This is a genomic window from Marinobacter salinus, from assembly GCF_001854125.1.
Classification (GTDB): domain Bacteria; phylum Pseudomonadota; class Gammaproteobacteria; order Pseudomonadales; family Oleiphilaceae; genus Marinobacter; species Marinobacter salinus.
Window position 1 is genome coordinate 2,065,342 of the sequence record NZ_CP017715.1, and the last position, 25,280, is coordinate 2,090,621.

24 protein-coding genes are annotated in these 25,280 nt (G+C 59.3%); 13 read left to right on the forward strand and 11 right to left on the reverse strand.

Annotated elements, in window-relative coordinates:
• Nucleotides 1–14 precede the first annotated feature (14 nt).
• Genes BKP64_RS09400 through BKP64_RS09410 form a run of 3 tightly spaced genes read left to right on the forward strand, consistent with a single transcriptional unit; the run spans nucleotide 15 to nucleotide 2,067 of the window.
• Complete coding sequence (locus tag BKP64_RS09400) at nucleotides 15–632, forward strand: LemA family protein (RefSeq protein ID WP_052471955.1); 618 nt, start codon at nucleotides 15–17, stop codon at nucleotides 630–632.
• The gene (locus BKP64_RS09405; RefSeq protein WP_070968961.1) at nucleotides 632–1,390 is read left to right on the forward strand and encodes a TPM domain-containing protein; all 759 of its coding nucleotides are present in this window, start codon (nucleotides 632–634) and stop codon (nucleotides 1,388–1,390) included. Before BKP64_RS09400 ends, BKP64_RS09405 begins: the two co-directional genes overlap by 1 nt.
• 59 nt (nucleotides 1,391–1,449) lie before the next feature.
• Entirely contained in the window at nucleotides 1,450–2,067 is a 618-nt protein-coding gene (locus BKP64_RS09410; RefSeq protein WP_070968964.1) for a TPM domain-containing protein, read from the forward strand.
• A 283-nt stretch (nucleotides 2,068–2,350) separates the two neighbouring features.
• Here the strand turns inward: BKP64_RS09410 and BKP64_RS09415 are convergent, their stop codons facing one another.
• Complete coding sequence (locus tag BKP64_RS09415; RefSeq protein ID WP_070968966.1) at nucleotides 2,351–3,199, reverse strand: sulfurtransferase; 849 nt, start codon at nucleotides 3,197–3,199, stop codon at nucleotides 2,351–2,353.
• 134 nt (nucleotides 3,200–3,333) lie between these two features.
• Here BKP64_RS09415 and BKP64_RS09420 point away from each other — a divergent pair, with 134 nt between their 5' ends.
• Both BKP64_RS09420 and BKP64_RS09425 read left to right on the forward strand, forming a co-directional pair.
• Nucleotides 3,334–3,579, forward strand: a complete 246-nt coding sequence (locus BKP64_RS09420; RefSeq protein ID WP_070968969.1) for a type II toxin-antitoxin system CcdA family antitoxin — start codon at nucleotides 3,334–3,336, stop codon at nucleotides 3,577–3,579.
• Nucleotides 3,579–3,896, forward strand: coding sequence for a CcdB family protein (locus BKP64_RS09425; RefSeq protein ID WP_070968972.1), 318 nt, complete (start codon nucleotides 3,579–3,581; stop codon nucleotides 3,894–3,896). Before BKP64_RS09420 ends, BKP64_RS09425 begins: the two co-directional genes overlap by 1 nt.
• A gap of 94 nt (nucleotides 3,897–3,990) precedes the next feature.
• On the opposite strand, the gene ltrA is transcribed toward BKP64_RS09425, so the two are convergent.
• Nucleotides 3,991–5,316, reverse strand: coding sequence for a group II intron reverse transcriptase/maturase (gene ltrA / locus BKP64_RS09430; protein WP_070973629.1), 1,326 nt, complete (start codon nucleotides 5,314–5,316; stop codon nucleotides 3,991–3,993).
• A gap of 814 nt (nucleotides 5,317–6,130) precedes the next feature.
• Here ltrA and BKP64_RS09435 point away from each other — a divergent pair.
• The 3 genes from BKP64_RS09435 (at nucleotide 6,131) to BKP64_RS09445 (ending at nucleotide 8,249) form a co-directional block, all read left to right on the forward strand.
• Complete coding sequence (locus BKP64_RS09435; protein ID WP_472387582.1) at nucleotides 6,131–6,499, forward strand: DMT family transporter; 369 nt, start codon at nucleotides 6,131–6,133, stop codon at nucleotides 6,497–6,499.
• 28 nt (nucleotides 6,500–6,527) lie between these two features.
• Nucleotides 6,528–7,271, forward strand: a complete 744-nt coding sequence (locus BKP64_RS09440; protein ID WP_070968979.1) for an SGNH/GDSL hydrolase family protein — start codon at nucleotides 6,528–6,530, stop codon at nucleotides 7,269–7,271.
• A 195-nt stretch (nucleotides 7,272–7,466) separates the two neighbouring features.
• Nucleotides 7,467–8,249, forward strand: coding sequence for a DUF5602 domain-containing protein (locus BKP64_RS09445; RefSeq protein WP_070968981.1), 783 nt, complete (start codon nucleotides 7,467–7,469; stop codon nucleotides 8,247–8,249).
• 7 nt (nucleotides 8,250–8,256) lie between these two features.
• On the opposite strand, the gene BKP64_RS09450 is transcribed toward BKP64_RS09445, so the two are convergent.
• Complete coding sequence (locus tag BKP64_RS09450) at nucleotides 8,257–9,915, reverse strand: acetolactate synthase large subunit (protein WP_070968986.1); 1,659 nt, start codon at nucleotides 9,913–9,915, stop codon at nucleotides 8,257–8,259.
• Between the two features lie 82 nt (nucleotides 9,916–9,997).
• On the reverse strand, nucleotides 9,998–11,611 hold the full coding sequence (locus BKP64_RS09455; protein WP_070968987.1) for an FAD-dependent oxidoreductase: 1,614 nt from the start codon (nucleotides 11,609–11,611) through the stop codon (nucleotides 9,998–10,000).
• A 90-nt stretch (nucleotides 11,612–11,701) separates the two neighbouring features.
• Between BKP64_RS09455 and BKP64_RS09460 the strand changes: the two genes are divergently transcribed.
• Complete coding sequence (locus BKP64_RS09460) at nucleotides 11,702–12,730, forward strand: AraC family transcriptional regulator (RefSeq protein WP_070968990.1); 1,029 nt, start codon at nucleotides 11,702–11,704, stop codon at nucleotides 12,728–12,730.
• A gap of 163 nt (nucleotides 12,731–12,893) precedes the next feature.
• Nucleotides 12,894–13,280: a cupin domain-containing protein gene (locus BKP64_RS09465; protein WP_070968992.1), complete on the forward strand. Its 387-nt coding sequence runs from the start codon at nucleotides 12,894–12,896 to the stop codon at nucleotides 13,278–13,280.
• Between the two features lie 196 nt (nucleotides 13,281–13,476).
• Here BKP64_RS09465 and BKP64_RS09470 read toward each other — a convergent pair whose 3' ends face one another.
• Nucleotides 13,477–13,710, reverse strand: a complete 234-nt coding sequence (locus BKP64_RS09470; protein WP_083329194.1) for a hypothetical protein — start codon at nucleotides 13,708–13,710, stop codon at nucleotides 13,477–13,479.
• Nucleotides 13,711–13,808: 98 nt separating this feature from the next.
• Nucleotides 13,809–15,092 (reverse strand): NAD(P)/FAD-dependent oxidoreductase, encoded by a 1,284-nt coding sequence (locus tag BKP64_RS09475; RefSeq protein WP_070968995.1) that lies wholly within the window; start codon nucleotides 15,090–15,092, stop codon nucleotides 13,809–13,811.
• Between the two features lie 180 nt (nucleotides 15,093–15,272).
• Here BKP64_RS09475 and BKP64_RS09480 point away from each other — a divergent pair, with 180 nt between their 5' ends.
• A complete protein-coding gene (locus BKP64_RS09480; protein WP_070968998.1) occupies nucleotides 15,273–16,790 on the forward strand; it encodes an aldehyde dehydrogenase in 1,518 nt (505 codons plus the stop codon).
• A gap of 57 nt (nucleotides 16,791–16,847) precedes the next feature.
• Here the strand turns inward: BKP64_RS09480 and BKP64_RS09485 are convergent, their stop codons facing one another.
• A complete protein-coding gene (locus BKP64_RS09485; RefSeq protein ID WP_070969005.1) occupies nucleotides 16,848–18,212 on the reverse strand; it encodes a glutamine synthetase family protein in 1,365 nt (454 codons plus the stop codon).
• A 336-nt stretch (nucleotides 18,213–18,548) separates the two neighbouring features.
• On the opposite strand from BKP64_RS09485, the gene BKP64_RS09490 reads away from it, so the two are divergent.
• Nucleotides 18,549–19,214, forward strand: coding sequence for a c-type cytochrome (locus tag BKP64_RS09490; protein ID WP_070969006.1), 666 nt, complete (start codon nucleotides 18,549–18,551; stop codon nucleotides 19,212–19,214).
• Nucleotides 19,211–20,221 (forward strand): c-type cytochrome, encoded by a 1,011-nt coding sequence (locus BKP64_RS09495; protein WP_070969009.1) that lies wholly within the window; start codon nucleotides 19,211–19,213, stop codon nucleotides 20,219–20,221. Before BKP64_RS09490 ends, BKP64_RS09495 begins: the two co-directional genes overlap by 4 nt.
• A gap of 63 nt (nucleotides 20,222–20,284) precedes the next feature.
• Here the strand turns inward: BKP64_RS09495 and BKP64_RS09500 are convergent, their stop codons facing one another.
• Genes BKP64_RS09500 through hlyD form a run of 4 tightly spaced genes read right to left on the reverse strand, consistent with a single transcriptional unit; the run spans nucleotide 20,285 to nucleotide 25,115 of the window.
• Nucleotides 20,285–21,367 carry an ABC transporter permease gene (locus tag BKP64_RS09500; protein ID WP_070969012.1) on the reverse strand — a complete coding sequence of 361 codons (1,083 nt, stop codon included), beginning with the start codon at nucleotides 21,365–21,367 and terminating at the stop codon, nucleotides 20,285–20,287.
• 1 nt (nucleotide 21,368) lies between these two features.
• Nucleotides 21,369–22,466: an ABC transporter permease gene (locus BKP64_RS09505; protein WP_083329195.1), complete on the reverse strand. Its 1,098-nt coding sequence runs from the start codon at nucleotides 22,464–22,466 to the stop codon at nucleotides 21,369–21,371.
• Nucleotides 22,459–24,138: an ATP-binding cassette domain-containing protein gene (locus tag BKP64_RS09510; protein ID WP_070969018.1), complete on the reverse strand. Its 1,680-nt coding sequence runs from the start codon at nucleotides 24,136–24,138 to the stop codon at nucleotides 22,459–22,461. Before BKP64_RS09510 ends, BKP64_RS09505 begins: the two co-directional genes overlap by 8 nt.
• Entirely contained in the window at nucleotides 24,135–25,115 is a 981-nt protein-coding gene (hlyD, locus tag BKP64_RS09515; RefSeq protein WP_070969023.1) for a secretion protein HlyD, read from the reverse strand. Before hlyD ends, BKP64_RS09510 begins: the two co-directional genes overlap by 4 nt.
• Nucleotides 25,116–25,280 lie beyond the last annotated feature (165 nt).

A 25,280-nucleotide genomic window follows, 5' to 3' on the forward strand; every position in this document is an offset into this window, starting at 1 on the left:
CCGGGAAAAGCACTATGGGAATCCTTCATAAACCGTTTCAACAGCGGACTGTCTGGCAGTTGGCACCGCTGATGGCACTGGTTCTGTTACTCAGTGGCTGTGGGATCAACAACATTCCCACTTACGATGAGAAAGTCACCTCTGCCTGGTCCCAGGTGGAAAACCAGTACCAGCGCCGGGCGGATCTGATTCCCAACCTGGTGGAAACCGTCAAGGGCTTCGCGGCTCAGGAGCAGGAAACCCTGACAGCAGTCATTGAGGCGCGCTCCAAGGCCACGTCCATCCAGGTAGACGAGAGCATTCTCAACAATCCCCAGAAGCTGCAGCAGTTCCAGCAGGCCCAGGGTGAGCTGAGCAGCGCACTGAGCCGGCTGATGGCGGTGTCTGAGCGTTATCCGGACCTGAAGTCGAATCAGAACTTCCTTGCCTTACAGTCACAGCTTGAAGGTACGGAGAACCGTATTGCAGTCGCGCGGCGGGATTTCATTCAGGCGGTGGAGCGCTACAACACCGAACTGCGCACCTTCCCGGGCAAGATCTGGCACAGCATCCTTTACAGCGATCTGGAGCCCCGCGCCAACTTTGAAGCCACTACGGAAAATGCGGATGAAGCGCCCGCGGTGGAATTCTGATGATTGCACAGTTCCACAAAAGCATGCTGTTAGCGTTACTGGTGTTGCTTCCGGCTGCTGTATGGGCACAGTCAACGCCCGAGTTTCCCGAACTGACCGGCCGGGTCGTCGATCAGGGGGAGATGCTTTCTCCTGAGGTCGAAGCCCGCCTTGGCAAGATGCTTCAGGCCCACGAGCAGGCCAGCACTGAACAGGTTGTGGTGGTTACGCTGCCGAACCTTCAGGGCTTTCCCATTGAGGATTTCGGTTACCAGTTGGGCAGGCACTGGGGTATCGGTCAGGAGGGCGAGGATAACGGCGCCCTGCTGATTGTGGCCAAGGAAGAACGCAAAATCCGCATTGAGGTGGGCTATGGCCTTGAAGGCCGGCTCACTGATGCTGACTCTTCGGTGATCATCAATCGCATTATTACCCCGGCGTTCCGTCAGGGGGATTTCCAGGCCGGCATCTTCAACGGCGCCGCCGCGATGATCCAGGTTCTCGGCGGTGAACCGATGGCAGTTCCCCAGGGCCAGAAAACAGGTGTCGCCCAGGAGAAGCCCAACGCAGGCATGGTCGCGCTGTTCTTCTTCATCATGATGGCCGTGGTGTTCTTTATCGGCAGTCGCGGTGGCCGTGGCGGGCGCGGTGGCGCAGCCCTGTTAGGAGCGGCTCTGCTGGGTGGTGCCATGGGCGGCCGTGGCGGCGGCTTCGGTGGTGGTGGCTTTGGCGGCGGTGGAGGCGGCTTCGGCGGCGGCGGTGCCTCTGGTGGCTGGTAGCTCCGCATTGATAGACAAGCGCGCTGAACCCCTCACTTGACAATGAGACTGAAAGAATCATGACATTATTAAGCAAAAGCGATCAGGAAGCCGTTACTGCTGCCATTAACGAGGTGGAGCGGGAAACCGACGCCGAACTGGTCACGGTACTGACGGCCCAGTCAGATAACTACAGCTATATTCCCCTGCTCTGGGCCGGCATCCTGGCGTTGCTGGTGCCCGGCATTGCCAATTACTTCGGCAGCTGGCTCGGTGCCGACATGCTGATGCTGGTGCAGTGGGGTACGTTCATCCTGCTCAGCCTGCTGTTTCGGGTGCCCGGCATCAACACTCGCCTGATTCCCCGGCAGGTGCGTTACTGGAGGGCCTCCAACCTGGCGCGCCGGCAGTTTCTGGAGCAGAACCTGCACCATACCGAAGGCGACACTGGCATGCTGATCTTCGTCTCGGAGGCGGAGCGCTATGTGGAGATTCTGGTGGATCAGGGCATTGCCGACATTCTGGACAACACGGTGTGGGAAGACATCGTGGCGGACTTCACCGCCAAGGTGCACCAGGGCCAGACGCGGCAAGGGTTTCTTGACTGCATTGCCAGCTGCGGCAAGCTCCTGAAAGAGCACATACCCGCTACCCACGAGCGCAACGAGCTGCCCAATCACCTGGTGATTCTGCCCTAACGACGACGGGAGCCAAAGCTATGGAGTGCCAAGACACCGCCGCCGGCTCCGTCTAACGCGGCCTGTTATCACTGCCTCAGTCATTACCAGCGAATTGAGGCAAATCGTCGGTAATCTCGAACCAAGGAGCCTTGCTGCCACGTGCCAGCTCGCCCCGAGTGCTTCACACCTCATACCCAGTTTCTGTTCGTCGCCCCGCCACTTTGGATTGGGCTTACTTCCGGCCGGCGGCCTGAGCGCTTGCTTGACAAGAACAATCCACCGGTAGCCAGATCAACGTGCGCTACGCCACGGGCAGCGACTCACTGCTGCCCCAGTCGGCCCAGGAGCCGTCGTACAGCGACAGCTGGTTATACCCCACCAGCTCGGCCGCCAGCAGAATGATGCAGGCAGTGATACCGGAACCACAGGAGAACACCAGCTGCTGCTCGTTGTTGGGTGGAAGAGACGGAGCGAGGTGCGCAAACGTTGCCGCCAGCTCGCTGGCAGGCTTGAACCGATAACCCTCCAGCACCTCCGAAAACGGCAGGTTGAGGGAATTGGGAATGTGGCCACCGCGCACACCGGGCCGGGGTTCTGGCGCCTGTGCCAGGAAACGCGCCTGTGACCGCGCATCGATGACCATTATGCGCTCGTCCTCCAGGTGCTGGAAAATGTAGGCGGAATCCCGAACCAGGCTACGGTCGAGGTTGCCCGCCACGCTGCCAGGCGTGGCCGCCTCTGCAACCGGAGCAGAAACTGTGTCCCGCCCTTCGGCCAACCACTGCGGCAGGCCACCATCCAGAACAAAGACGTGGTTGAGACCCATGGCCCGAAAAATCCACCAGGCCCGGGGTGCCGAGTAGAGGCCCTGGTTGTCATACAGCACCACCAGGCTTTCGGGCGTAATGCCCAGCCTGCGGGCTTCCTCTGTGAACTGCTCTTCCGTCGGGAAGGCATGGATTTGGGAAGATCCGGTATCGCAGAGCGTTCCTTCCAGATCGATCTTATAGCTGCCCGGGATGAACACCGGGCGGTCATAAACGATCGGCTCCTTGCCAACGACATTGACCATACTCGCGTCGATCAGTACCAAACATTGGTTATCCAGGTTGTCCTGCAGCCAGTCGGTAGTCACGAGGGGGGAAGACATGGTGTTCTCCGTTCCGGATCGATTAAACAGTGTTGTTGAGACGTTTAAACAACAGCCATTGGTTAAATACTTGAGTGCGCATGCCCATGCGCATAAACTAAGATCATGTATTAAACAGTCATTTGGAGGCTCCAATGGCCGAACTCTACAACGCCGCCGCACCCAAAAAAGCCACGAACCTCTCAATCAACAGCGATCTGCTGCGTAAGACCCGTGAACTGAACATTAACTTGTCTGCTACGCTGGAGCGAGCCTTGAAAGAAGAGCTTTCCAAACGCCAAGCAGAACAATGGGTTGAAGAAAATCGCGCTGCCATTAAAAGTTACAACGAATTTGTTGAACAACATGGATGCTTCGGCGACGAATTCAGGGAGTTTTGATGGCACAGTTCGATGTCTACCCCAACCCAAGCAAGACCAGCAAAGCGCACTACCCTTACCTTGTCGATATTCAGAGCAGTCTGCTGAGTGAGCTTGCAACTCGCATCGTAATCCCTTTGGGGAAACGCTCCGCATTTGGTGGCGAAGCCATGCAGGAACTCACGCCGGAAATCAGCTTTGCAGACCAGGAACTTCTACTTTTAACCCCGCAAATTTCCTCTGTTTCTGAAAAGCATCTCAAAAGCCCGGTTGGTTCCCTCTCGCATTTCAGAGATCAGATTGTTGGAGCTCTGGACCTGGCTGTCACTGGCATTTAATCGGGATAGGGGGGCACCTCACGATGCCCCTCCTCCCACATCACCGGGCATACGGATCACGTACCACGGCGATTCAGTGACTTGATTCAACCCTTTACCGTACTGCCAATTCCGGCAGTCCATAGCTCCGGAACAATCGGGCCGGTAAGGCTTGCCGCAGTGCCGGCGAATGACTCAACCGCCACGGGCCGTGGGCTGATTTCGCGGTGTTCCAGGCCAACCTGACCGAGACACCCCGCTTTCTCAGCTCACGATACCCCCTTCGCCCCCATTGCTTCCACACGTAACTTCTCAATCTCCGCCGTATCCACTTGTCCAGGTCCCGCAGCGGGCTCAGCACTTCGGCTTCGTCGAAGTACGCTTTCCAACCAAGCAGGGTCTCTTTCAGATCTGCGATCACCTGGGCCAGTGAGTGGCCCCGTGTTCGGCGGCTCAGTATCCGGATTTGGGTTTTCAGCTTGTCGAGGGCTTTGTTGGCCACTTTCAGTCGCTGTCCTTTCTGGCTGAGGGTGAAGCCCAGGAAGCTGCGCTTCCAGGGCCGGTCCACCGCACTCTTTCGTGTATTCACTGTGAGCCTCAGTGAGTCCTCGATAAAGCGCGTCAGACTCACCATCACCCGCTCACCAGCGCGGCGACTGCCAACATAGATCTGGCAGTCATCGGCGTAGCGGGCGAAGCGCAGGTTGCGCCGTTCCAGTTCCCAGTCCAGTTCGTCCAGCACCACATTCGCCAACACCGGAGACAATGGCCCGCCTTGCGGTACGCCCTCGGGTGTCGGGGCTTTGCGGCTGTCGATCTGGACGCCTGCTTTCAAGTATCGGTTGATCAACCGGAGCAAGGGCTTGTCCGGCGTGTGCCGTTTCAGCCGTGCCATCAGGCGATCATGGTTTACCCGATCAAAGAAGGCTTCCAGGTCCAGATCCACCACCCAGCTGCGACCTTCCCGGGCGCAGCGCTGTCCGTATCGGACCGCTTGATGCGCAGAACGCCCAGGACGAAAACCGTAGCTGTTCGGATGAAAGCGGGGTTCCCAGTCCTGCTGGACAACTTGGGCAATCGTCTGCTGGATAAAGCGGTCCAGCACCGTTGGAATACCCAGAGGGCGGGAACCGCCGTTGGCTTTGGGGATGGTGACCCGCCGTACCGGTTTTGGTCGGTAGGTCTGCTGGAGCAGCTGTTGTCGAATCTCCGGCCAGTGTTGGCGCAGATAATCCGGCAGTTCATCCACGGTCATGCCGTCGACGCCCGGCGCTCCCTTGTTACGTCGAACCTGCTTCAGGGCGCGATTGAGGTTGTCCCTGCTCAACACACGCGCCATCCACGGTGAGGGTTGAACGGAGTGCGAGTCTTCCCGATTTCCGGAAACGGGTTCATCCCCTGGTTGCTCCAGGGGCAGCGCAAGCTGCTTTGCAGATGCCATCTCGTTTCCCTGCACGGACACTCGACTCCTGTCTCTGTTCGGGCCTTCGGTTCACGGGCGAACCTACTATGCCCTCGGCTGATTTCTGCCACGCGATCAGAGGCGATCGCTCGTCTCTCAGTGGGTCCGTCCACACATGGCAGACCTCCCGGGGTAAGGCACAGAGCTTTCACGGCGTAGACGCCCGATTTATAAAGCACACCCCAGTCGCAGAAGGAGGGCTTCGCGGTCACGTGCCCGCTCGCCCCGGATGTACCACACCTCGTATCGGGTTCCTGTTCGTCGCCCCGCCGCTTTGGATTGGGCTTCCTCCGGACCCCACCTCGCGATGACGCCCTTGCTCTTCTCCTAGCCTTCGGCTCTGCGAACACCTGGCAGGAGGACTTTCACCTCCCTAGTTCTGTGCCATGCCCGGCACACACGCCAAAATTAAGCGGCGCCCGACTAGGGCGTTCGGTGGACGGCCGCTAGGCGGCTCATTCTGCCAATGTTTGCGTCAGTGAACCTCTCAAAACTTGTGGCCCCAACTTTTGTCAGCTTTACGTGAACCGGCCACCCACTTTCGGACTTTGCCCCTGCTGCCGACTGCTGCACAAAGGCCGAACAAAGGTGAAAATCTAGCTCAGCTTCTGATACTGCAGCGCAGGGGATAACCAGCAAGAAAATAGCGATCCATTTCATCGTGACGATTGCCTAACAGCTAATTATACGAACGCGTTCGTATATCCCCGGAATACAATCACGGGGCCAGGTGGCCAGGTGCTTCTCCTTTTCGAGAGCTACCCTGTCAGGCGGCGCTGAGGGCTGGTATCGTCTGTTTCCCAATTTCGTCCGGCACTGGAGATTCACTGTGAAAAGTTGGCTATTTCTTGGCATTGCCATAGTTGCGGAAGTGGTAGCAACCAGCGGGCTGAAAGCCAGTGAAGGGTTTACCAGGCTCTGGCCCAGCCTGCTGGTGATTGGAGGCTATGCCGTTGCCTTTTACTTCCTCTCGATCACACTGAAGGAAATTCCGGTGGGCTTGGCCTATGCCATCTGGGCGGGGCTGGGCATTGTACTGGTGGCGTTTATCGGCTGGCTGATTTACGGGCAAACGCTGGATGCCGCCAGTGTAATTGGTATGGCGCTGATTATTTCCGGTGTTGTGGTGATCAATGTATTCTCCAAGTCAGTCGCTCACTGATCTGTCGGCATAACCGGAGCCCCTTCAGATGCACTTCCCTTTCTGGCTGACCACCGCCCTGCTCTTCCCGGTACTGCTGTACCAGGGCAAGCAAGCCCGTCGCACAACGCCCAGGCTGCCGGAAGCTGGCGGCTCTCCGTCTGGTCAATATGGTGAAGACTCTCCGGCCAGGCGAATCCTGGTGATTGGTGAATCCACAGCGGCCGGTGTCGGCGTTGAAACTCACGAGCAGGGCCTGGCCAGCCAGTTGGCGAGGCAGATCTACAAGCGCACCGGCCAGACCATTGCCTGGCACACCTTCGGGGTCAACGGCATTCGGCTTGGGGCGCTGATTCGCGAGCTGGAAACCGCCGAATTGCCAGAGGCGGATGTGGTGCTGTTGAGCATGGGGGTGAACGACACCACGGGGTTCACACCCCGCTATCGTTTCCGCCGGCAGTTGAGGGAGTTGCGCGGATTGCTCGCACCCCGGTATCCGGGGCCCATTCTGCTTCTCAGCGTGCCTCCCATGCATCTGTTCACGGCGCTGCCTTCGCCGCTTCGTTACGTGATGGGTTGGCGGGCAAGGCAGCTAGATAAACTCTATATCCGCCTCGCACGGCAGTACCCCCAAGACTTCAGCTACGTGAACTACCCGGTGGTCACCGACCCAGAACTGCTGGCCAGTGATGGTTATCACCCCGGCCAGAAGGGCTACCGGTATATTGCTGAGGCACTGGCAGACAAGGCCGTTCCTGAAAAACTTTTCAGTGGAGAAAACCAGTCCAACTGATATATTAATTCCATCCAGCCAAATCCCGTTGTGGTGGTAGTAGGGAGAAGCGTGCAGACAGGAAGCGCGTTATACTGCTGTCAGCCCAGCCTGCCAATTCCGATCTCCTCTGAGTCAGCCCGAAGGGCGATGGCTTTCTGGCCATAGCGGCCGCTACATAATGCCGAACGGCATGTGTCATTGAGGAGTGATGAAATGAAGACTGCTCTTTGTCTGTTCCAACCCAACGGTTCCATCCTTACCGCAGCCTGCCTGGGTTTTGCCAGTGTCGCGCTCGCCGCCGATCCAGTCGTTTTCACCGGAGCCCCCATGCCGGTCGGTAATGGCACCGCGCGCGTGGAAGTCATTGCTAACGGGATGAACGAACCTGAATCTGTATCTGTCGTCATGACAAAGTATGCCCTTCAGGGGCTTCCCGAGGTTCAGGGCAACCAGATGGTCTGGGAGTTTTCATTACCCATGCCGGATGCAGGCCCCAAGACGGGATACGATCACGTGGTTCTTGACTGGAACCCGGCCGGCCATATTCCTGATGGGGTCTACACGGTTCCCCACTTCGACGTGCATTTCTACCTGATCAGCAATGGTGAGCGTGAAGCGATTACCTTCCATGGCGAGGGCCGTGAACTGGCCATGGCGGCACCAGACCCACAACTCGTGCCCGCGGGCTACGTGATCCCGCCGGATGCAGCTGTAGAAAGGATGGGAATGCACGGCCTGGACCCCGCGGGGCATGAATTCCATGGCCAAACGTTCAGCCACAACTTCATCTACGGCTATTACAAGGGCGAACTGATGTTCGTTGAGCCGATGGTGTCGCTGGCCTTTCTGGAGTCGCTTCCGGAAATGACCTCACCGGTAAAGCAACCCCAACGTTACAGCTACCCGGCCTGGTATCCGGCAACCTACCGGATTGGGTTTGATGCCGGTAAGGGTGAGTACACCATTGCGCTCCAGAACCTGGCCAGGTTTGACTGAATCTGCCTCAGGGCGCCAGCTTGCGCTTCAGCGCCTTGGAAACCGACAGCGGCAGGCTGGGCAATGAGCGCAGCATCCACGGCAGTATCCGGCGTTTCACCCCGCTCAGGGATTCCGGGATCACGGCTTCAATCAGGTGTGGTCCCGGCATTCTCTGGGCATATTCCAGGGCTTTTGCCATTTCCTCGGCGGTGTGTACCCGCACGGCGTGAACGCCCATGCCGTTGGCCAGTTCCGCGAAGTTGATCACCGGGCCGCGCAGGTCCAGTTGGGATTTGGCTTTCTCCCCGGCCTCTTCCGCGCCTACCCGCTCCAGTTCGATGTTGAGCACGGAGTAGGAGGCGTTGTTGAAGATGATGGAGGTTACATTCAGCTGCTCCCGGGCCATGGTCCAGAGGGCCTGGATGGTGTACATGGCAGTTCCGTCGCCAATCAGGGCCACTACCGGCCGGTCCGGGCAGGCCACGGCGGCACCCACGGCGTTGGGCAGGCCCTGGCCAATGGCGCCGCCGGTGAGGGTGATCATGTCGTGGCGGGGCGCGCCGGCGGTCATTACCGAGAGCATCAGGCTGGAGGTGATGCCTTCGTCCACGATGATGGCGTTCTCGGGCATCAGTTCCCCTACCGCTTTGCAGACTTTCTCGGCGGTCAGCTTGCCCCGTGGCCGGCCCGGTCGTTTCTCCGGCTGTAGCTTCGGCTGCGCCTGGCTGGCGCCAACGGCATCGTTGAGTTTGTTCAGGCTGGCCAGGATATCTTGGTCCGGGGCCACCAGAGTGTGTACCTGGCAGGTATCCGGCACCAGATAGCTCTTCTTGCCGGGATAGGCGAAGAAGGAGACCGGTGCCTTCGCATCCACCAGAATCAGTTGTTCCACATCCGTCAGTTGCACCGTAGCCAGCTCAGCCAGATAGGCCAGGCGTTCCACGTAAGGCAGGCCGGCACCCCGTTCCATCCGGGTCGGGAAGGTTTCTGCCAACAAGGTAACGCCGCTGTGCGCCGCCAGTTTGGCTGCCGCCAGCATGCTGGGTTCCCGCAGGGAATGCCCGCCCATCAGTAGGGCCGTTTTCTTGCCGGAGCGGATGGCAGAGGCAATGGTTTCTACCGTGGCATCGTCTGCCGGCTCCGGTGTGGGCGGTGCCATGGGTGCGCTGGGCACACCGCCCTCACCCCAGGAAACGTCTGCCGGCAGGATCAGTGTGGCCACCTGCCCCGGCGCCGTGCGGGCGGCGGCAATGGCTTCGGCGGCATCCTGGCAGAGTGTTTCTGTGCTCTTGGCGGTGCGGACAAAGCCGGGGGAAACGTTGCGGGCAACGGTCTCGATATCGGATTGCAGCTGGGCGTCGTATTTCACGTGGTAGGTGGCGTGGTCACCAACAATGTTCAGCACTGGCACCTTGCCCTTGCGGGCATTGTGCAGGTTGGCCAGGCCGTTGCCGAGGCCACAGCCCAGGTGCAACAGGGTGGCGGCGGGTTTGTCAGCCATGCGGGCGTAGCCGTCCGCAGCGCCGGTGGCGACACCCTCGAACAAGGCAAGCACAGCCCGCATTTTAGGCTCGTCATCCAGAGCCGCCACAAAATGCATTTCGCTGGTTCCAGGGTTGCTGAAGCAGACTTCCACGCCGGCATCCACCAGGGTTTTCATCAGGGCTTGTGCGCCGTTTGTCATTGTTATTCTCCAACCTTTCGGAATTCAGTTATCAGGGTTCTGGCCGATTGTGCCGCTGGGGTCAGCTTCGGGTTCAAGGGCTTCAGCCTCCGGTCACAATAGAGCGCACCGCGGCACGTGCCGTCATGATACAGGCGGGCAGGAAGGTGCCTTCCAGGGACCGCTTGCCGTTAGCACCACCGCCGCCAAAGCCTGCGGCCTCTCCCACACAGTACAGGCCTTCTACCGGCGCTCCCTGAGCATTGAGAATACGGCTTTGCAGATCCGTTTGCAGACCACCCAGGCTCTTGCGGGTGATCAATTGCATGCGGACGGCGATGTAGGGCCCGGCGCCGGGCTTTTGCAGCGGGGCTGGTTTGCAGGTGCGCAGCCGGTCCGGCTTCCATTCCCGGGCATGCTGGATCATCCGGATCTGGGCATCGTTATGGAGATGGGTGCCCGCTGTGAAGTTGGCATCGAAGGCGTCCGCCGTAGCCTGAAGCGTTGCCGGCTTCATGTCGTGGGAGCAGGTTAGCGCGTTCATCTTGCCGGCCAGCTCGGCAAGGTTATCCGCCACCAGGAAATCCCGGCTTTCATGCTGCATTTGGCGCACCAGGGCGTGATTGCCCAGCAACAGCTCTTTCACGAATTGGGGGAACTGTTTGTCGCGGATCCGGGCGTTGTGTTCGGCGCCGGAGATGGCAAATTCCTTGGCCGCAATGCGCCAGTTCAACAGGTGCCAGGTCCAGGGTTTTTCCTGTTCCGCCACCCGCTGGCACAACCAGTGGGTATCGAATCCGGTCACCAGGGGTTCCGGGCCGATCCGCTCACCCCGGTGGTTCAGCCACAGGGCGGATTTGCAGGGAATGGTGGAAAGACCATGGCCCGGAAAATGGGGGTAAGGATGCGGGAAGCCAGCCGCGTAATTCCACATTTCCCCGGCGTGGGTAATCTTGCCACCCAAGGTGTCGGCTACCCAGTGATGCATACGGCCATCCGCATTTGGATGAGCCCCGTTCAACATCTGGGCAGGTTGCGGACGGTCGACGGGCCAGTTGGCCCGGCATTCCCTGTGGCTGCCGTTGATACCGCCGGTGGCCAGTACCACAGCGGATGCCGCCAAGCGGACTTCTTCACCGGTGGCTTCGTTGATGGCCAGGGCACCACTGGCTTTGCCTGCGCAGTGGTCCAGTTCGGTGATGCGATGCCGGTGCAGCAGAGTGAGTCTGCCGCCGGTATTTTCCCGGTGCAGGGCCGCCAGTAGGCAGCGGACCAGCTCCCGGGCGGTACCCCAGACAACATGGTAACGGGGCAGACGGTTGCCCTCTCCGAGGCGGCCACGCTCCACCCAATTCACCGCCGGCAGGAATTTAATGCCTTCATTGTCCAGCCAGTCATACACTTCTGATCGCGAATGCTCCACATAGTAGCGTGCCCATTGCAGAGGCCATTGATCATCGGGAGCCAGCTCACCAAAGTTGAGCCAGTCACCCAGGGCAATCTCGGGCGTGTCGCCAATCTTCATGCGTTTTTGCAGGGGGGTGCCCACCAGCATCATGCCGCCAAACGCCCACAGTGCCAGGCCACCCATTCGTTCAGCCGTATCCCTGTCCGCAAGGGTCACTGATTTCCCGGCTCGCAGAGCTTCGAGGGCCGCGACGATACCGGCCAGGCCTCCGCCGACCACCAGAATGTCTGAAGAAATTACCTTGGCCATAGTGCGCATCCGACTCGGTCGTAATGAGTTGTCAGCCTTAAAGATATACCGGTACCATGGCTTTAAAATTGACTTCAGAGGCCAGCGAATTTGACATTAGAGGCCACAGTTTCCATTGGCTGGGTGAACACCGTGATTGCAGCGGCGCAGCGCCTTGCCGTGGATGCAGACACCCTGTTGGCTGCGGCCGGTATTCCTGAGCCAGTCAGCGCCCAGGAACGCTGGCCCATTGATGACATCACCCGGCTATGGCATGCGGCGGAACGTTGCACCGGCGATCCGGGGTTCGGGCTGAAGGTGGGCGCCGAGTTCACCCCGATGAGCATCAGCGGTGTGGGGTTCGCCCTTCAGTCCGCCGCTACCCTGCGTGAGGCCATTGTGATGGTGCAGCGCTTCCAGCGCCTGATCTCCGATGGTGGGCGGTTCCAGATCCTCGCAGGCAATACCGCCACCTGGCTGGTCTACCACCCCCGGCAGGGCAAGCTGGCCTTCAGCCCCCACCAGATTGAAGCGGTTCTGGCGGCTGTGGTGGGCTTTGCCAGTTGGGTGACGGGAACCCGGATGCAGCCCTCGCGCGTGCAGTTCAGCCAGCCACGGCTCGGGCCAATGCATGGGTACCAGGCGGTATTCAACTGCCCGGTAGAGTTCGAACAGGCGTTCAGCGGTGTGTTGATTGAGAATGCCGTGCTGGATCGGCCCCTGCCCCAGGCCGATCCTCAACTTGCACAGGTTCACGAGCGATATACCACCGCCCGCCTGGCGGCCCTCTCCATGAACAGTGCCTCTGCTCCGGAACTGCGTCGGTGGCTGAATGCCCGGCTGGGCCCGGTTCTGCCTCGCCGTGCCGAAGCGGCGAAGGCTCTGGGCATCAGCCAACGAACGCTCGCACGGCGGCTTCAGGAACAGGGACAGACCTTCGATGCTCTTCTGGACGACGTACGCCGTGAGAAGGCGTTGCAGGCGGTGACGGATCCGAGCACCCCCCTGCCGGAAATTGCAGAGGCACTGGGTTTTGCCGAAGTAAGCACTTTCTACCGTGCGTTCCGGCGCTGGACCGGTTCGCCGCCAGTGCGCTGGCGCAAGCGAAGAAGCGGGGCTTTCAAACCGGCAACGCCCTAGCATGCTGCCAGGGATGTGCCAAAGGCATTCAGTATCGCCTTTCCCGCATTATTGGACGCACAGTTAACGGGAAAAAGTATGCTACTTTGAATTACAGGGTTTTGTCCGAAGTACCTGAGGGGTGGCAACAATCCTGCAACAAATCCACACGGAGGTAATCTCTATGCGTATCGCAAAAGAAGATGTACCTGTTCGGATTGACGTACCCGGTGCAATTGCTCGCCAGAAAACCGATTTTGGCGATGTAACCGGCTACGGGACCATGGGGGCCGAGTATTTCTCCTTTGGAGCGGGCACCGATATCACAGCATTGTTGCATGGACTTAAGGATGACAGTTGTCAGAGCCCCCATTGGGGCTATGTTGTTGACGGGGAAATCACTGCGCTTTATACCGATGGCAGCGAGGAAACCTCACAAACCGGCGACCTGTTCTATTGGCCTCCCGGGCATAGTGTAAGGGCGGGGAAAGACACCGACATTGTAATGTTCAGCCCCCAGCACGAGCACGGTGAGGTGATCGATCACATTCGGCGCCAGGTCAGTGGCTAATTCACCATCCGAAATCCGGACGTAAGGCAGAGCCCGTGAACACAGGATTCAGTTTCACTGTTTCACGGGCTATCCAGACACGCATTAACCGCACCCAGAAAAACAGGCCCATACACCTTCCTTTCTGGTCAACAACTGCACGATCAGACCGGTGAAACCATCGCCTGGCTGACGTTCGGCGAGAATGGCATCCTTGTTACAGAGCGTCGCCCCTGACGCCCAGGCGATCCAGGTAGACATGCAGTTCTGCCTCGCTCATATCCACATACTCCAGCACCCGCCCATACAACATGGCCGTGGGAACATTGCGGCCATTCAGTTCCCGCTGAGTTTCGTGCACAACATAGAGGACGATACGCTCTGTGCGGGTCAATCCGTCGCGAACGTCGGGAATGACCTCCATCATGGCTCTCCATTCATCAGGATTCATGGGCGATTCTCCTCACAGTCTCGCATCACCAGTTAAGCACATTCTATCACTGCCCTGCTCTGCGGTGACGGCCCGGAGCCGGTCATCCCGCCGGTCGCTTACACCCCCAACCGGTCTCGCAATGCATAATACCAGGCCCCGATTGCGGTAAGCGGTACCCGGAACCGCCGGCCTCCGGGGAATGGATAGTGGGGCAGACTGGCGAACGCATCGAAGCGCCCGGCCTGACCTTGTATCGCCATTGCCAGAGCCTTGCCTGCCACATGGGTGAAGGTCACGCCATGGCCGGAGCAGCCCTGGGAGTAGAATACGTTGTCCTGCAGGCGGCCCATTTGCGGCAGGCGTGACAGGGTAAGCAGGAAGTTGCCGGTCCACGCGTAATCGACCTTAACGTTGGCCAGCGCCGGGAAGGTCTTTAGCATGTTGGGGCGAATCAGCCGTTCTATGTTGGCCGGATCGCGGGCGCCATACACCACGCCACCGCCATAAATGAGGCGTTTATCGCCGGAGAGGCGGAAGTAATCCAACAGATAATTGCAGTCTTCCACACAGTTATCGAGGGGCAGCAGTTTCCTGGCCAGCGCATCGTCCAGTGGCTCGGTGGCAATGATCTGCGAACCGCAAGGCATGGATTTAGCCCCGAGTTCCGGCACCAGGCCACCAAGATACGCATTGCCTGCCAGAACCACGAACCTTGCTTTCACCTCTCCCTGACCGGTTTTCACTGTCGCCACAGGGCCGGAAACGATCTCTGTAACAGCCGAGTATTCATGAATGATTCCACCCCTGGATTCCAGTGCCAGGGCCTCACCCAGGGCCAGGTTCAGGGGATGGATATGGCCACCGGTGTGGTCAATGGCTCCACCCATATAGCGATCGGTACCGACACGGTTAGCCATGGCCGTGCGGTCCAGCAGCTCCAGCTGGTCATACCCGAACCGTTGCCACAGGGCTTGCTGAGCCTCCAGGTGACCGAGCTGACGCGGGTTCAGAGCGGCAAAAACCCCACCGTCTTTCAGATCACACTGGATGCCATAATCCTGCACTCGTTGGCGGATAATCTGACTGCCCTCAAAGGCCATTTCGGCCAGCAGGCGTAAATGATCCGGCGCGGTCTGGCGCTCGATGCTGTCCAGGTCGCGACTGAAGCTGTTCACGATCTGGCCTCCGTTGCGACCGGATGCCCCCCAGCCAACCGTTGCCGCTTCCAGAACAACGACCTTGAAACCCGCCTCGGCAAGAAACAGCGCCGTGGATAAACCCGTATAACCGGCGCCCACCACACACACATCGGCTTCGCAATGGCCTTGCAACGCAAGGCGGGGCGGCGCCGGGTTGGCAGAAGCCGCGTAATAGGAAGGAACCGGGGGAAACTGGGTCATAAGTAGGCGCCAAAAGGGTGACGGAGAGGTCTGAAACCAGGCGACAACAGCGGCCGCCGAGGCAAGTCTATGCCAAGGCCCGGGCTTCGGGAAGACAGGTTCTTCTACCTATATCGAAGCTGACAATTGCCCGCGAAACTGCTGCTATGATTGCATATCTCCACTGCCTGCGAGGCACCCATGCCCTACCCTGATCGCTCTACCACACCCACCAGCCTGGCCGAATGGCAGGCACTGGCAACAAAGCTCACTCTTGAAGGCCGCGCCTATGTGAACGGTGCTTACCGATGGGCCAGCCACGGCGAGACGTTTCTGACAATCAGCCCCATCGATGGGAGCGAGCTGACCGAGATTGCCAGTTGCGACCAGGCCGATGCCGATGCCGCCGTGATCGCCGCCCGGAATGCCTTTGAACAAGGCGTGTGGAGCCAACTGGCGCCCAGCAAACGCAAAGCGGTACTCATTCGTTTTGCAGAGCTGATCGAAGCCAACGGTGACGAACTGGCCCTGCTGGAAACCCTCGACATGGGCAAGCCCATCGGCCACGCCCGCGCGGTGGATGTGCCAGCGACCGCCCGAGCGATCCGATGGACCGCCGAGGCCATCGACAAGGTGTACGGCGAACTTGCGGCCACGCCTCATAACCAGATTGGCATGATCTCCCGGGAACCCATCGGGGTGGTGGCAGCCATCGTGCCCTGGAACTTCCCGATGATCATGGCCTCCTGGAAGATTGCTCCGGCCCTGGCCACCGGCAACTCGGTGATTCTCAAGCCCTCGGAGAAATCCCCCCTCACCGCCATTCGCCTCGCTGCGCTGGCTGAAGAGGCGGGCATTCCCCCCGGCGTGTTTAACGTGCTGCCCGGCTATGGTCATACCGTAGGCAAGGCGCTGGCTCTGCACATGGATGTGGACTGTCTGGTGTTTACCGGCTCCACCACAGTAGCGAAACAACTGATGGTCTACGCCGGCCAGTCCAACATGAAACGTGTATGGCTGGAGGCCGGCGGCAAGAGCCCCAATATCGTCTTTGCCGACGCACCAGATCTGCAGAAAGCCGCTGCCGAAGCTGCCAGCGCCATTGCCTTCAACCAGGGCGAAGTGTGTACTGCCGGCAGTCGGTTGCTGGTGCAGGAAAGCATTCGCGCGGAGTTTATCGGGCTGATTCGCGAAGCTCTCACAACCTGGCGCCCCGGCCACCCACTGGACCCGGCAACCACCTGCGGTGCCATCGTTGATCAGGCCCAGCTTGACCGCATCATTGAATACATTGGCATCGGGCAATCCGAAGGGGCAACCCTGGTGGAAGGCGGCCAGCGGATCATGGAAGACACCGGCGGCCTGTTCGTGCAGCCAACTGTGTTTGATGGGGTGAATAACCGTATGCGTATCGCCTCCGAAGAAATCTTCGGGCCGGTGCTCTCGGTGATCGGCTTCAAGACCGCCGAGGAGGCAGTTGCCATCGCGAACGATTCCATCTATGGCCTGGCGGCGGCGGTATGGACCTCCAACATCAACACCGCCCATAAGGTGGCCAAAGCCCTGCGAGCCGGCAGCGTGTGGATCAACCATTACGATGGCGGCGACATGACTGCCCCCTTCGGCGGCTTCAAGCAGTCGGGCAATGGCCGGGACAAGTCCCTGCATGCGTTCGACAAGTACACCGAGCTGAAGGCCACCTGGCTCGCACTTGAGTAGTATTGGAAACGAAAAACGGCGCCTCACCGGGCGCCGTTGATTAACCTTGAAGAGCCTTTAAACTGTGTGCAAGTACCACAGGTACTCCAGATCCGAGATGGTCATCTCGAACTCGGTCAATTCATGCTCCTTGCAGGCTACGAACACATCAAGAAACTGGCTACCCAGATAATCGGCCATGACCGGAGACTGGCCCAGCCCCCTCAACGCATCCCGCAGGTTATTCACCAGACTGGCTTCGTGCTGCTCATGGGCATTACCCACCGTCACCGGCGGCGGCTCGATTTTGTTGGAAATGCCGTAGTGGATACCCGCCAGCACCGCCGCCATCAGCAGATAAGGGTTGGCATCAGCGCCGGCCACCCGGTGCTCAATGCGAAGCGCCTGTGGATCGCCCCCGGGCAGACGTAGCGACGCGGTGCGGTTATCGACACCCCAGGTGGCCGCGCTGGGCACGTAATATTCCGGGCTGAACCGGCGGTAGGAGTTTATGTTGGGGCAGAACAACGCCATGGCATCGTTCATGGTGGCGACAAGGCCGCCAACCGCCCAGCGCAGCATGTCATTCGGTTGTTCGGCATCGCCGGCAAAGACATTGTGCCCAGCCTTATCCAACAGGCTCACATGCAAGTGCATGCCGCTGCCCGCCTGATCATGGTAGGGCTTGGCCATGAAGGTGGTATCCATCTCATGGTCGTAGGCCATACTTTTGATCAGGCGTTTGAGCAGCGTGGCATGGTCACAGGCCTTTACCGCGTCATCCACGTAATGCAGGTTGACCTCGAACTGACCGGGGGCGGATTCTGCCACCAGGGCATCGGCAGGCAGCTCCTGTTCATGGGCAGCATCCAGCACGTCGGCCAGGAACTCCGCATACTCATCCAGATCATCAATGGAATAAGCCTGGGTGCCCGCCGGGCGCTTGCCGGAAATCGGGGACTTCGGCGGCTGCGGCCGGCCCGCCAGATTCTCTTGGTCAATCAGGTAGAACTCCAGCTCGAAGGCGGACACGGGCGTCAGACCCAACTCACCGAAACGCCGGACGATGTTCTGCAACACCACCCGCGGATCTGCGAAGAATGGTACCTTGCGGTCCAGCTCGTACATGGTCAGCAGCAGCTGGGCAGTAGGCCGCTTCTGCCAGGGCTCCATGGTGAGTGTGTCCTCGACAGGCAGGCATACCCGGTCCGCCTCTCCGATATCCAGTCCCAGGCCGGTCTCTTCAACCGTAGTGCCCTGAATATTCAGGGCAAAGATGGACGCGGGCATTGCAATGCCTCGCTCAAACACCTTGGGCAGCGCCGAAGGCGCCACCCGCTTGCCACGAACAATGCCGTTAATATCCGGAATCAGCAGGTCAACAAACTGCAACTCGGGGTGCGCCTGAAGGAATGCGTCAGCGCTCGCGAAACCAGAACCCATAAGGTAAGCCTTCCACAACTCAAATAGGCCTGTGGCGAGGGGCCGGCACAGGGATTTTCAACGCTCCTTTATCCAGCTTTCCGGAGCGTTTGGCAAGATACGCACATACCGCATCGGGCGATGGTCCTGGTCTGTCTGTCCCGCATGCACCGGGAAGAACCATCACTTCCACGGATAAATTTCAGGCGGAGGGGCGATGCCGATTACTTTGCCTCACATATTCATATATAGTATATGCTTATAGCTATTGAGACTTTAAGGAAACTCAAGCCATCCCCTGCACAGACTAATATCAAATTACCAGCAAGCGCTGGCGATCCGGGAGGAACACCCACCATGAACTACTTGCCAACCACTCTTTTCGCGTTGAGCCTGGCATCCGTAAGCCTGTGGGCCCAGGCGGCAACGACCGGGGACGCCAACCGCGGGGCTGAGGCTGCCGCCATGTGCGCCGCCTGCCACCAGCCAGATGGCTCCGGAAAAAACAATGCACAGGGCGAACCCTGGCCCAGATTGGCGGGCCTGGACGCCGGGTACATTGCCAAGCAGTTGCATGATTTCCAGTCCGGTCAACGCCAGAATGCCACCATGAAATCCTTCGCCGGCATGCTGTCGGACCAACAGATTCTGGACGTTGCACAGTATTACAGCGAGATGACGCCCACCCCGGGCCAGGCGGGAGAAAACCCCGACGAACAGGCTCTGCAGCGGGGACAGATGCTGGCAGAAACAGGGGATTGGTCGAAGTATGTTGTCTCCTGCAAGAGTTGCCACGGCCCGAACAATCAAGGAGCCGGATCGGTGTTCCCGGGCATTGCCGGGCAACATGCCCGATATATTGAGGTGCAGCTTAAGGCCTGGCAGGAAGGGAGCCGCAAGAACGACCCCCAGGACCTGATGGGCACCATAGCCCGCCGCCTGAATGACCAGGACATCCTTGCCGTCGCTGCCTGGCTTTCAACCCAACCGCCCGCGTCCAATCCAGAGGAGACACAGCCATGAAACCAATTTTTGCTTACACAGCCCTGGCCAGTTCCCTTCTCTTTACCGCAGCGGTTAATGCGAGCGACCGGAAAGACGACTATATCAAGACCCTGACCGGACTGGGTTATCCCGCACCAGAGGCCAATGAACTCGTTCATATACCACCGACAATGGAAGATCTTGAGCAATCGGACATGCACCCGGAACTCAAGCGGGTGATTCGCCGGGGCCACGACCTGTTCACCAACACCCAGCAGCTTCGCGGCGAGAACGTTTTCAACAATATGAACTGTTCCAGCTGCCACCTTGGCGAAGGTCGCATACCCTTTAGCGCTCCGGTCTGGCCGGCGGCAGTCACCCTGCCCGGGTTCCGGGGCAAGAATGACCACGTCAATAACCTGGAGGAACGGATTGCCGGTTGCTTCACATATTCCATGAACGGCAAACCGCCAGCCTATGGCAGCGACAACATGCTTGCGCTGTCGGCCTATCATCAATGGCTCGCCAAAGGCGTGGAAGTGTACCCGGAGAAGCCTATCTACGGTCGCGGTTTCCCGGCACCGGAACGCCCGGAAGAACTGAGTTATGCAAGAGGCGAGCAGCTATTCAGTGACAAGTGCTCCGTTTGTCATGGCGAAGATGGGCAAGGCCTTCGGGTTGCCGGTCAGACAGTGTTCCCAGCTCCCTGGGGTGATCAGTCCAATAACTGGGGTGCCGGCATCGTGCGCATAAATACGGCTGCCGGTTTTATCAAGAACAACATGCCATTGGGCCAGCCTTTATCCCTGAGCGACCAGGAAGCCTGGGATATCGCCTACTACATGGACAGCCAGGAACGCCCCCAGGATCCCCGCTATACCGGGGATATCAAGGAGACCCTTGAGAAATACGGCCCAACATTCCACAAGCGCTCCCGGTATGGCCAGGTCCGCGAAACCGACGGTAAGGTGCTGGGGGATCATGCCAACACCGGTGAAAAGGACTTCCTGAAGCCGGATACTGTTCGCCCAAGAACGTTTGAATAGTGCAACGTTTTCCTGGTCACGTTCGGGCTGCCAAGGCACTCCCAAAGGCACCAGCCCTTGGCATCAGTTCAGCCGGCTTTTTACCACGATGGTTGCGCCACTAAGTGTGAACAGCGCTGTCAGTGCCATGGGCCAGAGATGAGCCGAAATAACATCGGCGGGAAGAGCCTTCATGAAGCTGCCCTGCACAATCACCAGAAAATGGGTCAGGGGTACGCCCTGCGCCACCCATTGCAGGACATCGGGCATGTTCTCGACGGGCGTTGCGAAACCGGATACGAGAATCATGGGAACACCCAGTGCAAAGGCACCCAGAATGGCCTGCTGTTGGGTGTCTGCAATGGCAGACACCATCAAGCCGATACCCACCACCGAAAGAATGAACAACAACAGTGCGCCTGCCAGCCATACCAGGGTGCCGGTAAACGGTACCTGAAACAGCACGATCGCGGCGGTGACCATGATGGTCCCCATCACGTAGCCGACCAGCACCGCGGGCAGGCATTTGGCGATAATGATTTCCAGGGGCGTGGTGGGTGACACCAGCAGTTGATCAAAGGTACCGAGTTCCCGCTCCCTGGAGATTGATAGCGCAGTGACCACCAAAGCTATGAACATGGACAGGATACCGGACAGCCCCGGCACGACGAACCAGCGGTATATCAGGTTGGGGTTGAACGCATGGCGCAGAACGACGGGTTCAAAGGTGCCACTCTGCCCCAGCGCAATTGTCTGCAGGTAGCCCAAGGCAACCTGCGCAGCATTCGCCCTCCGGCCATCCAGAAGCACCTGAACCGTTGCCGGCTTGCCCGCCAGGCGGTTCCGGGAAAAGTCTTCCGGAATATGCACAGCCAATAGCACTGATCCACGTTCCAGCAACCGCTCCTGTGCCTGGCTGTCACCAACGACCATAACCTCGCTGACAAAACTGGCGTGCTGTATATCGGCCACGAGATTCTGGGAGGCGGCGCCGGTGTCTTCGTTATAAACCGCCAGGGTCACATTCCTTACATCCAGCGTGGCAGCAAAGGAGAAGATCAGAAGCTGCAGCATCGGCGGCAACACCAGAATGGCGCGCGCCCTGGGGTCCCTCAGCAAGCTCAGCAGCTCCTTTACGATTTGCGCCAACAGTCGCGACCATTGCATCTCAGGACTCCAGGCTCTTGCGGGTTTTGGCCCGGGCGATAACAAACATCACGGCGCCAACGGCAAGCATTGCCAGCATGTCCCGGATCAGCAATGGCCAGATATCCCCAACCAGAAATACCGTGCGCAGGGAATCAATGAAGTATCGCGCCGGAATGATATGGGTGAGCAACCGGATAGGCGCGGGCATGGCATCGATCTCAAACAGGAACCCGGAGAGCAGGAAGGCCGGCAGAAATCCGGAAAAAAGCGCAGCCTGAGCAGCAATGAACTGATTCTTGGCCAGGGCGGAGATCACTAATCCCTGGCCGAGGGCAGGCACAAGGAAGCAGCTGGATAGCAGCATCAGCGTCCCCCAGCTCCCCCTCAGCGGCACGTCGAACACATTAATTGCCAGAACCGTACTGCCGAGGGTCGCAATCAGGCCCAGGCAAAAATACGGCACCAGTTTTCCCAGCAGGATCTCCGGGATGCGGGCTGGCGTAGACAGCAAGGCTTCCATGGTGCCTCGCTCCCATTCCCTGGCTACCACCAGGGCGGTTAGCAGGGTGCCGATCATGGTCATGATGATCGCTATGGCGCCGGGAATAAGGAAACGACGGGTTTCCACTTCCGGATTGAACCAGAAGCGGGATTCCAGATTCACGACAGCCTGGATGCCTCTGCCTGCCAACCAGTTACTAACGACCCCCCGGGTGTAACCGGCGACGAAATTAGCGGTGTTAGGCTGGGTTCCATCAGTGATCACCTGCAGTATCGGCTCACCCTGCTCAAGGCGTCGGTCGAAGTCGCCGGGAATCAGCACATACCCTTTGAGTTCGCCACTGACCAGGCGTGGCGTCACCTCGGCCCGATGCCGGGCAGGCAGCACACTGAAATAAGGTGTGCCGCTGAAACTCGCGGCCAGAGAGCGGGCCTGGGCGCTGTCGGACTGAACCACGACACCCAGGTGAACCTGCCTGATATCCAGCGAGACCGCATAGGCAAACAGGAACAGGAGAATCACGGGCAAGACAAACGCGATGAGAATGGCCGCCGGGTCCCGGAGAATCTGCAGACTTTCCTTTTTCATGAGCGCAAAGAGCCGGCGGCTATTCATCGTCCTGCGCCTCAATCAGATGAATGAACGCCTGTTCCATGCTGCCCTCACCGCCTGCCTGTGCCTTGAGATTATCGGGGCTGTCCAGGGCAATAACGCGACCGCGATACATCAGGGCCACACGGTCACAATACTCCGCCTCATCCATGAAGTGCGTGGTGACCAGCACGGTAACGCCTTTGCTGACAAGGCCGTTGATGTGGGTCCAGAACTCCCGCCGGGTGATGGGATCGACACCGGAGGTGGGCTCATCAAGGAACAGAATCGGTGGCCTGTGCATGAGCGCGCAAGCCAGCGCGAGGCGCTGCTTGAAGCCCAGCGATAGCTGGTTCGGAGCACTGTCGAGCAAAGGTTCCAGCTGAAAGGTTGCGATCATTTCGGCGATACGCTGCTTTCTCTGCCGGCCGGAAAGGCCATAAACGCCAGCGCTGAACGCCAGGTTCTGGCGGACCGACAACAAACCGTACAGCGAAAACTTCTGGGCCATATAGCCCAGTTTCAGCTTGGCATCACTGGCCGACTTGCGCAGGTCCAGCCCCGCCACCCGCGCCTCCCCGCTACTGGGTTTAAGCAAACCGCACAGCATTTTGAAGGTAGTGGACTTGCCCGCACCGTTGGGCCCAAGCAGGCCGAAAATTTCACCCTTCCGCACGGTAAAACTGACATTGTCGGCGGCCACAAAGTCCCCGAATCGCCGGGTCAGTGCCTGGCACTCCACCATGGCGCCCTGCTCCGCCACGCCGGGCATCTGATCGGCCAGGGGCGAGTGGCCACCGGGACCGCCGCCCAGCAAGTCAATAAAGGCATCCTCAAAACGTGGAGCAACGGGCTCAGCCTCACCCAGATCCGCAAAAATTGTTTCCGGTACATTTTCGGCCAACACCACCCTAAGGCTGTCGCCTTCAATGGTGCCATCCCGGACCCCGGAGCGCTGAAGGACCTCAGCAAGCAGGCGTCGCTTGTCTCCGCTGCCCTTCAGGCGATAACACCGCCCGCGCAGCCGACCGGTCAGTTCCCCCGGCGGGCCACGGAAGCGCAGCTGCCCCTGATTCAGCAATAGCACATCCTCACACTGTTCCGCTTCTTCCAGATAAGCCGTTGCCCATAGCACCGCCATCCCCTCACCGGTAAGGGCCTGCACCATGCGCCAGAGATCCTGCCGGCTGACGGGATCGACCCCCACACCCGGCTCATCCAGAAGCAGTACCCTGGGAGACGTAATCAGTGCACAAGCCAGTCCGAGTTTTTGTTTCATGCCACCGGAGAGCCGCCCGGCCAGGCGCCCGGTAAACGGACCAAGGCGGGTAAACTCAAGGAGCTTATCAAGGGTGTCGCGGTAGTCGGCCCGGGCAAGCCCCCTTAAATCAGCGTAGAGATCAAGGTTCTCGATCACCGAGAGGTCTTCGTAGAGGCCAAAGCGCTGGGGCATATAGCCCACCGATTCGGCCAGGGCATCGCCGTCACGAATCGGGTCCAGCCCGGCAACACAAAGCTGCCCGCTGTCGGACTCGAGCAACCCGGCCATCAATCTCATAAGTGTGGTTTTGCCGGCGCCATCAGGCCCTACCAATCCGGTCAGCCTGCCCGGAGCAATGTCACCGGAAATCCCATCAAGGGCCTTGGTTTTGCCAAAGGCCTTGTGAACATCCTTTAGCGTTATGGCCGCGTTCATGACGCATCGAGGGTAATGGTCACCGGCATACCCTGAAGCAGCCGTTCGTCGGAATCCTGAACAACTATGCGAAGCCGGTACACAAGTTCCGTTCGCAACTCCTCGGTCTGCACCGACTTGGGGGTAAATTCCGCGCGAGGAGACACAAATCCGATTTTTCCGGAATAAGACCGGTCGGCACTGTCCGTGGTTATGGTCACGGAAGTGCCCGGAGGTACCTCACCAAGACGGGGCTCACTGACGTAGGCCCGAACATACACGGGATCCCCGAGGGACAGGCTAAAAACAGGGCTGCCTGGTTGCACCATGGCGCCGGGCTCGACTACCCGGCTCAGAACCGTACCGTCGTCGGGCACCACCAGACGGGTATCAGACAGGGCGGTTTTTGTCTGGGCGGCCTCGGCTTCCGCCATGGCCAGCTGCGCCCTCGCTGCCTCTATATCCTGCTGGCGCGGCCCCTCTTCAAGCAGCGACAGCGTGGCCTTCGCAGCAGCCACCCGGGCCCTGGCCTCATCAAGCGCATAGCGGGCGCTGTCCAGCGATTGCTGGCTCGTGGCACCGGCCTTTGCCAGCTCTCTGAGACGGGTAAACTCCCGCTGCCGATTTGCCAATACCGCCTCAGCCTGAAGCTCGATTTCACGGGCCTGTTCAATCTCCTGCGGACGACTTCCGGACTCAAGCTTGGCCAGCATGGCCCGCGCCTGCATTACCCGGGCTTCCGACGCTCTCAAGGCATTCCGGAAAGGCTCTGGGTCCAGTTCCGCCACCAGCTGGCCAGCCTCCACCTGATCCCCCTCATCCGCGGCAAGCGAGGTTATGCGCCCGCCCTGCCGGAAGGCGAGGGAGAGCTCACGAATATCCACATTGCCATACAGGGTAAGCGGCCCATTGTCGGAGTTCTGATTGCGATACCAGCCGTACACCGCTGCTGAAATGACCGCGATGAGAACCAGAGCGATTAAGGTTTTTTTCACCATCAGCCTCCACTTACCTCAGGCAATATCAATAAACGACTGTTTTTAACCATTACCGGTCAATCGTAGCCGACATTGTGATGAGACTGCCTTGATCCAACACAGCAGAGTTCACAAAAAAAGGCCGCTCTATGAGCGGCCTGTCAGGTTTCCTCGTTTTCTCGCGCT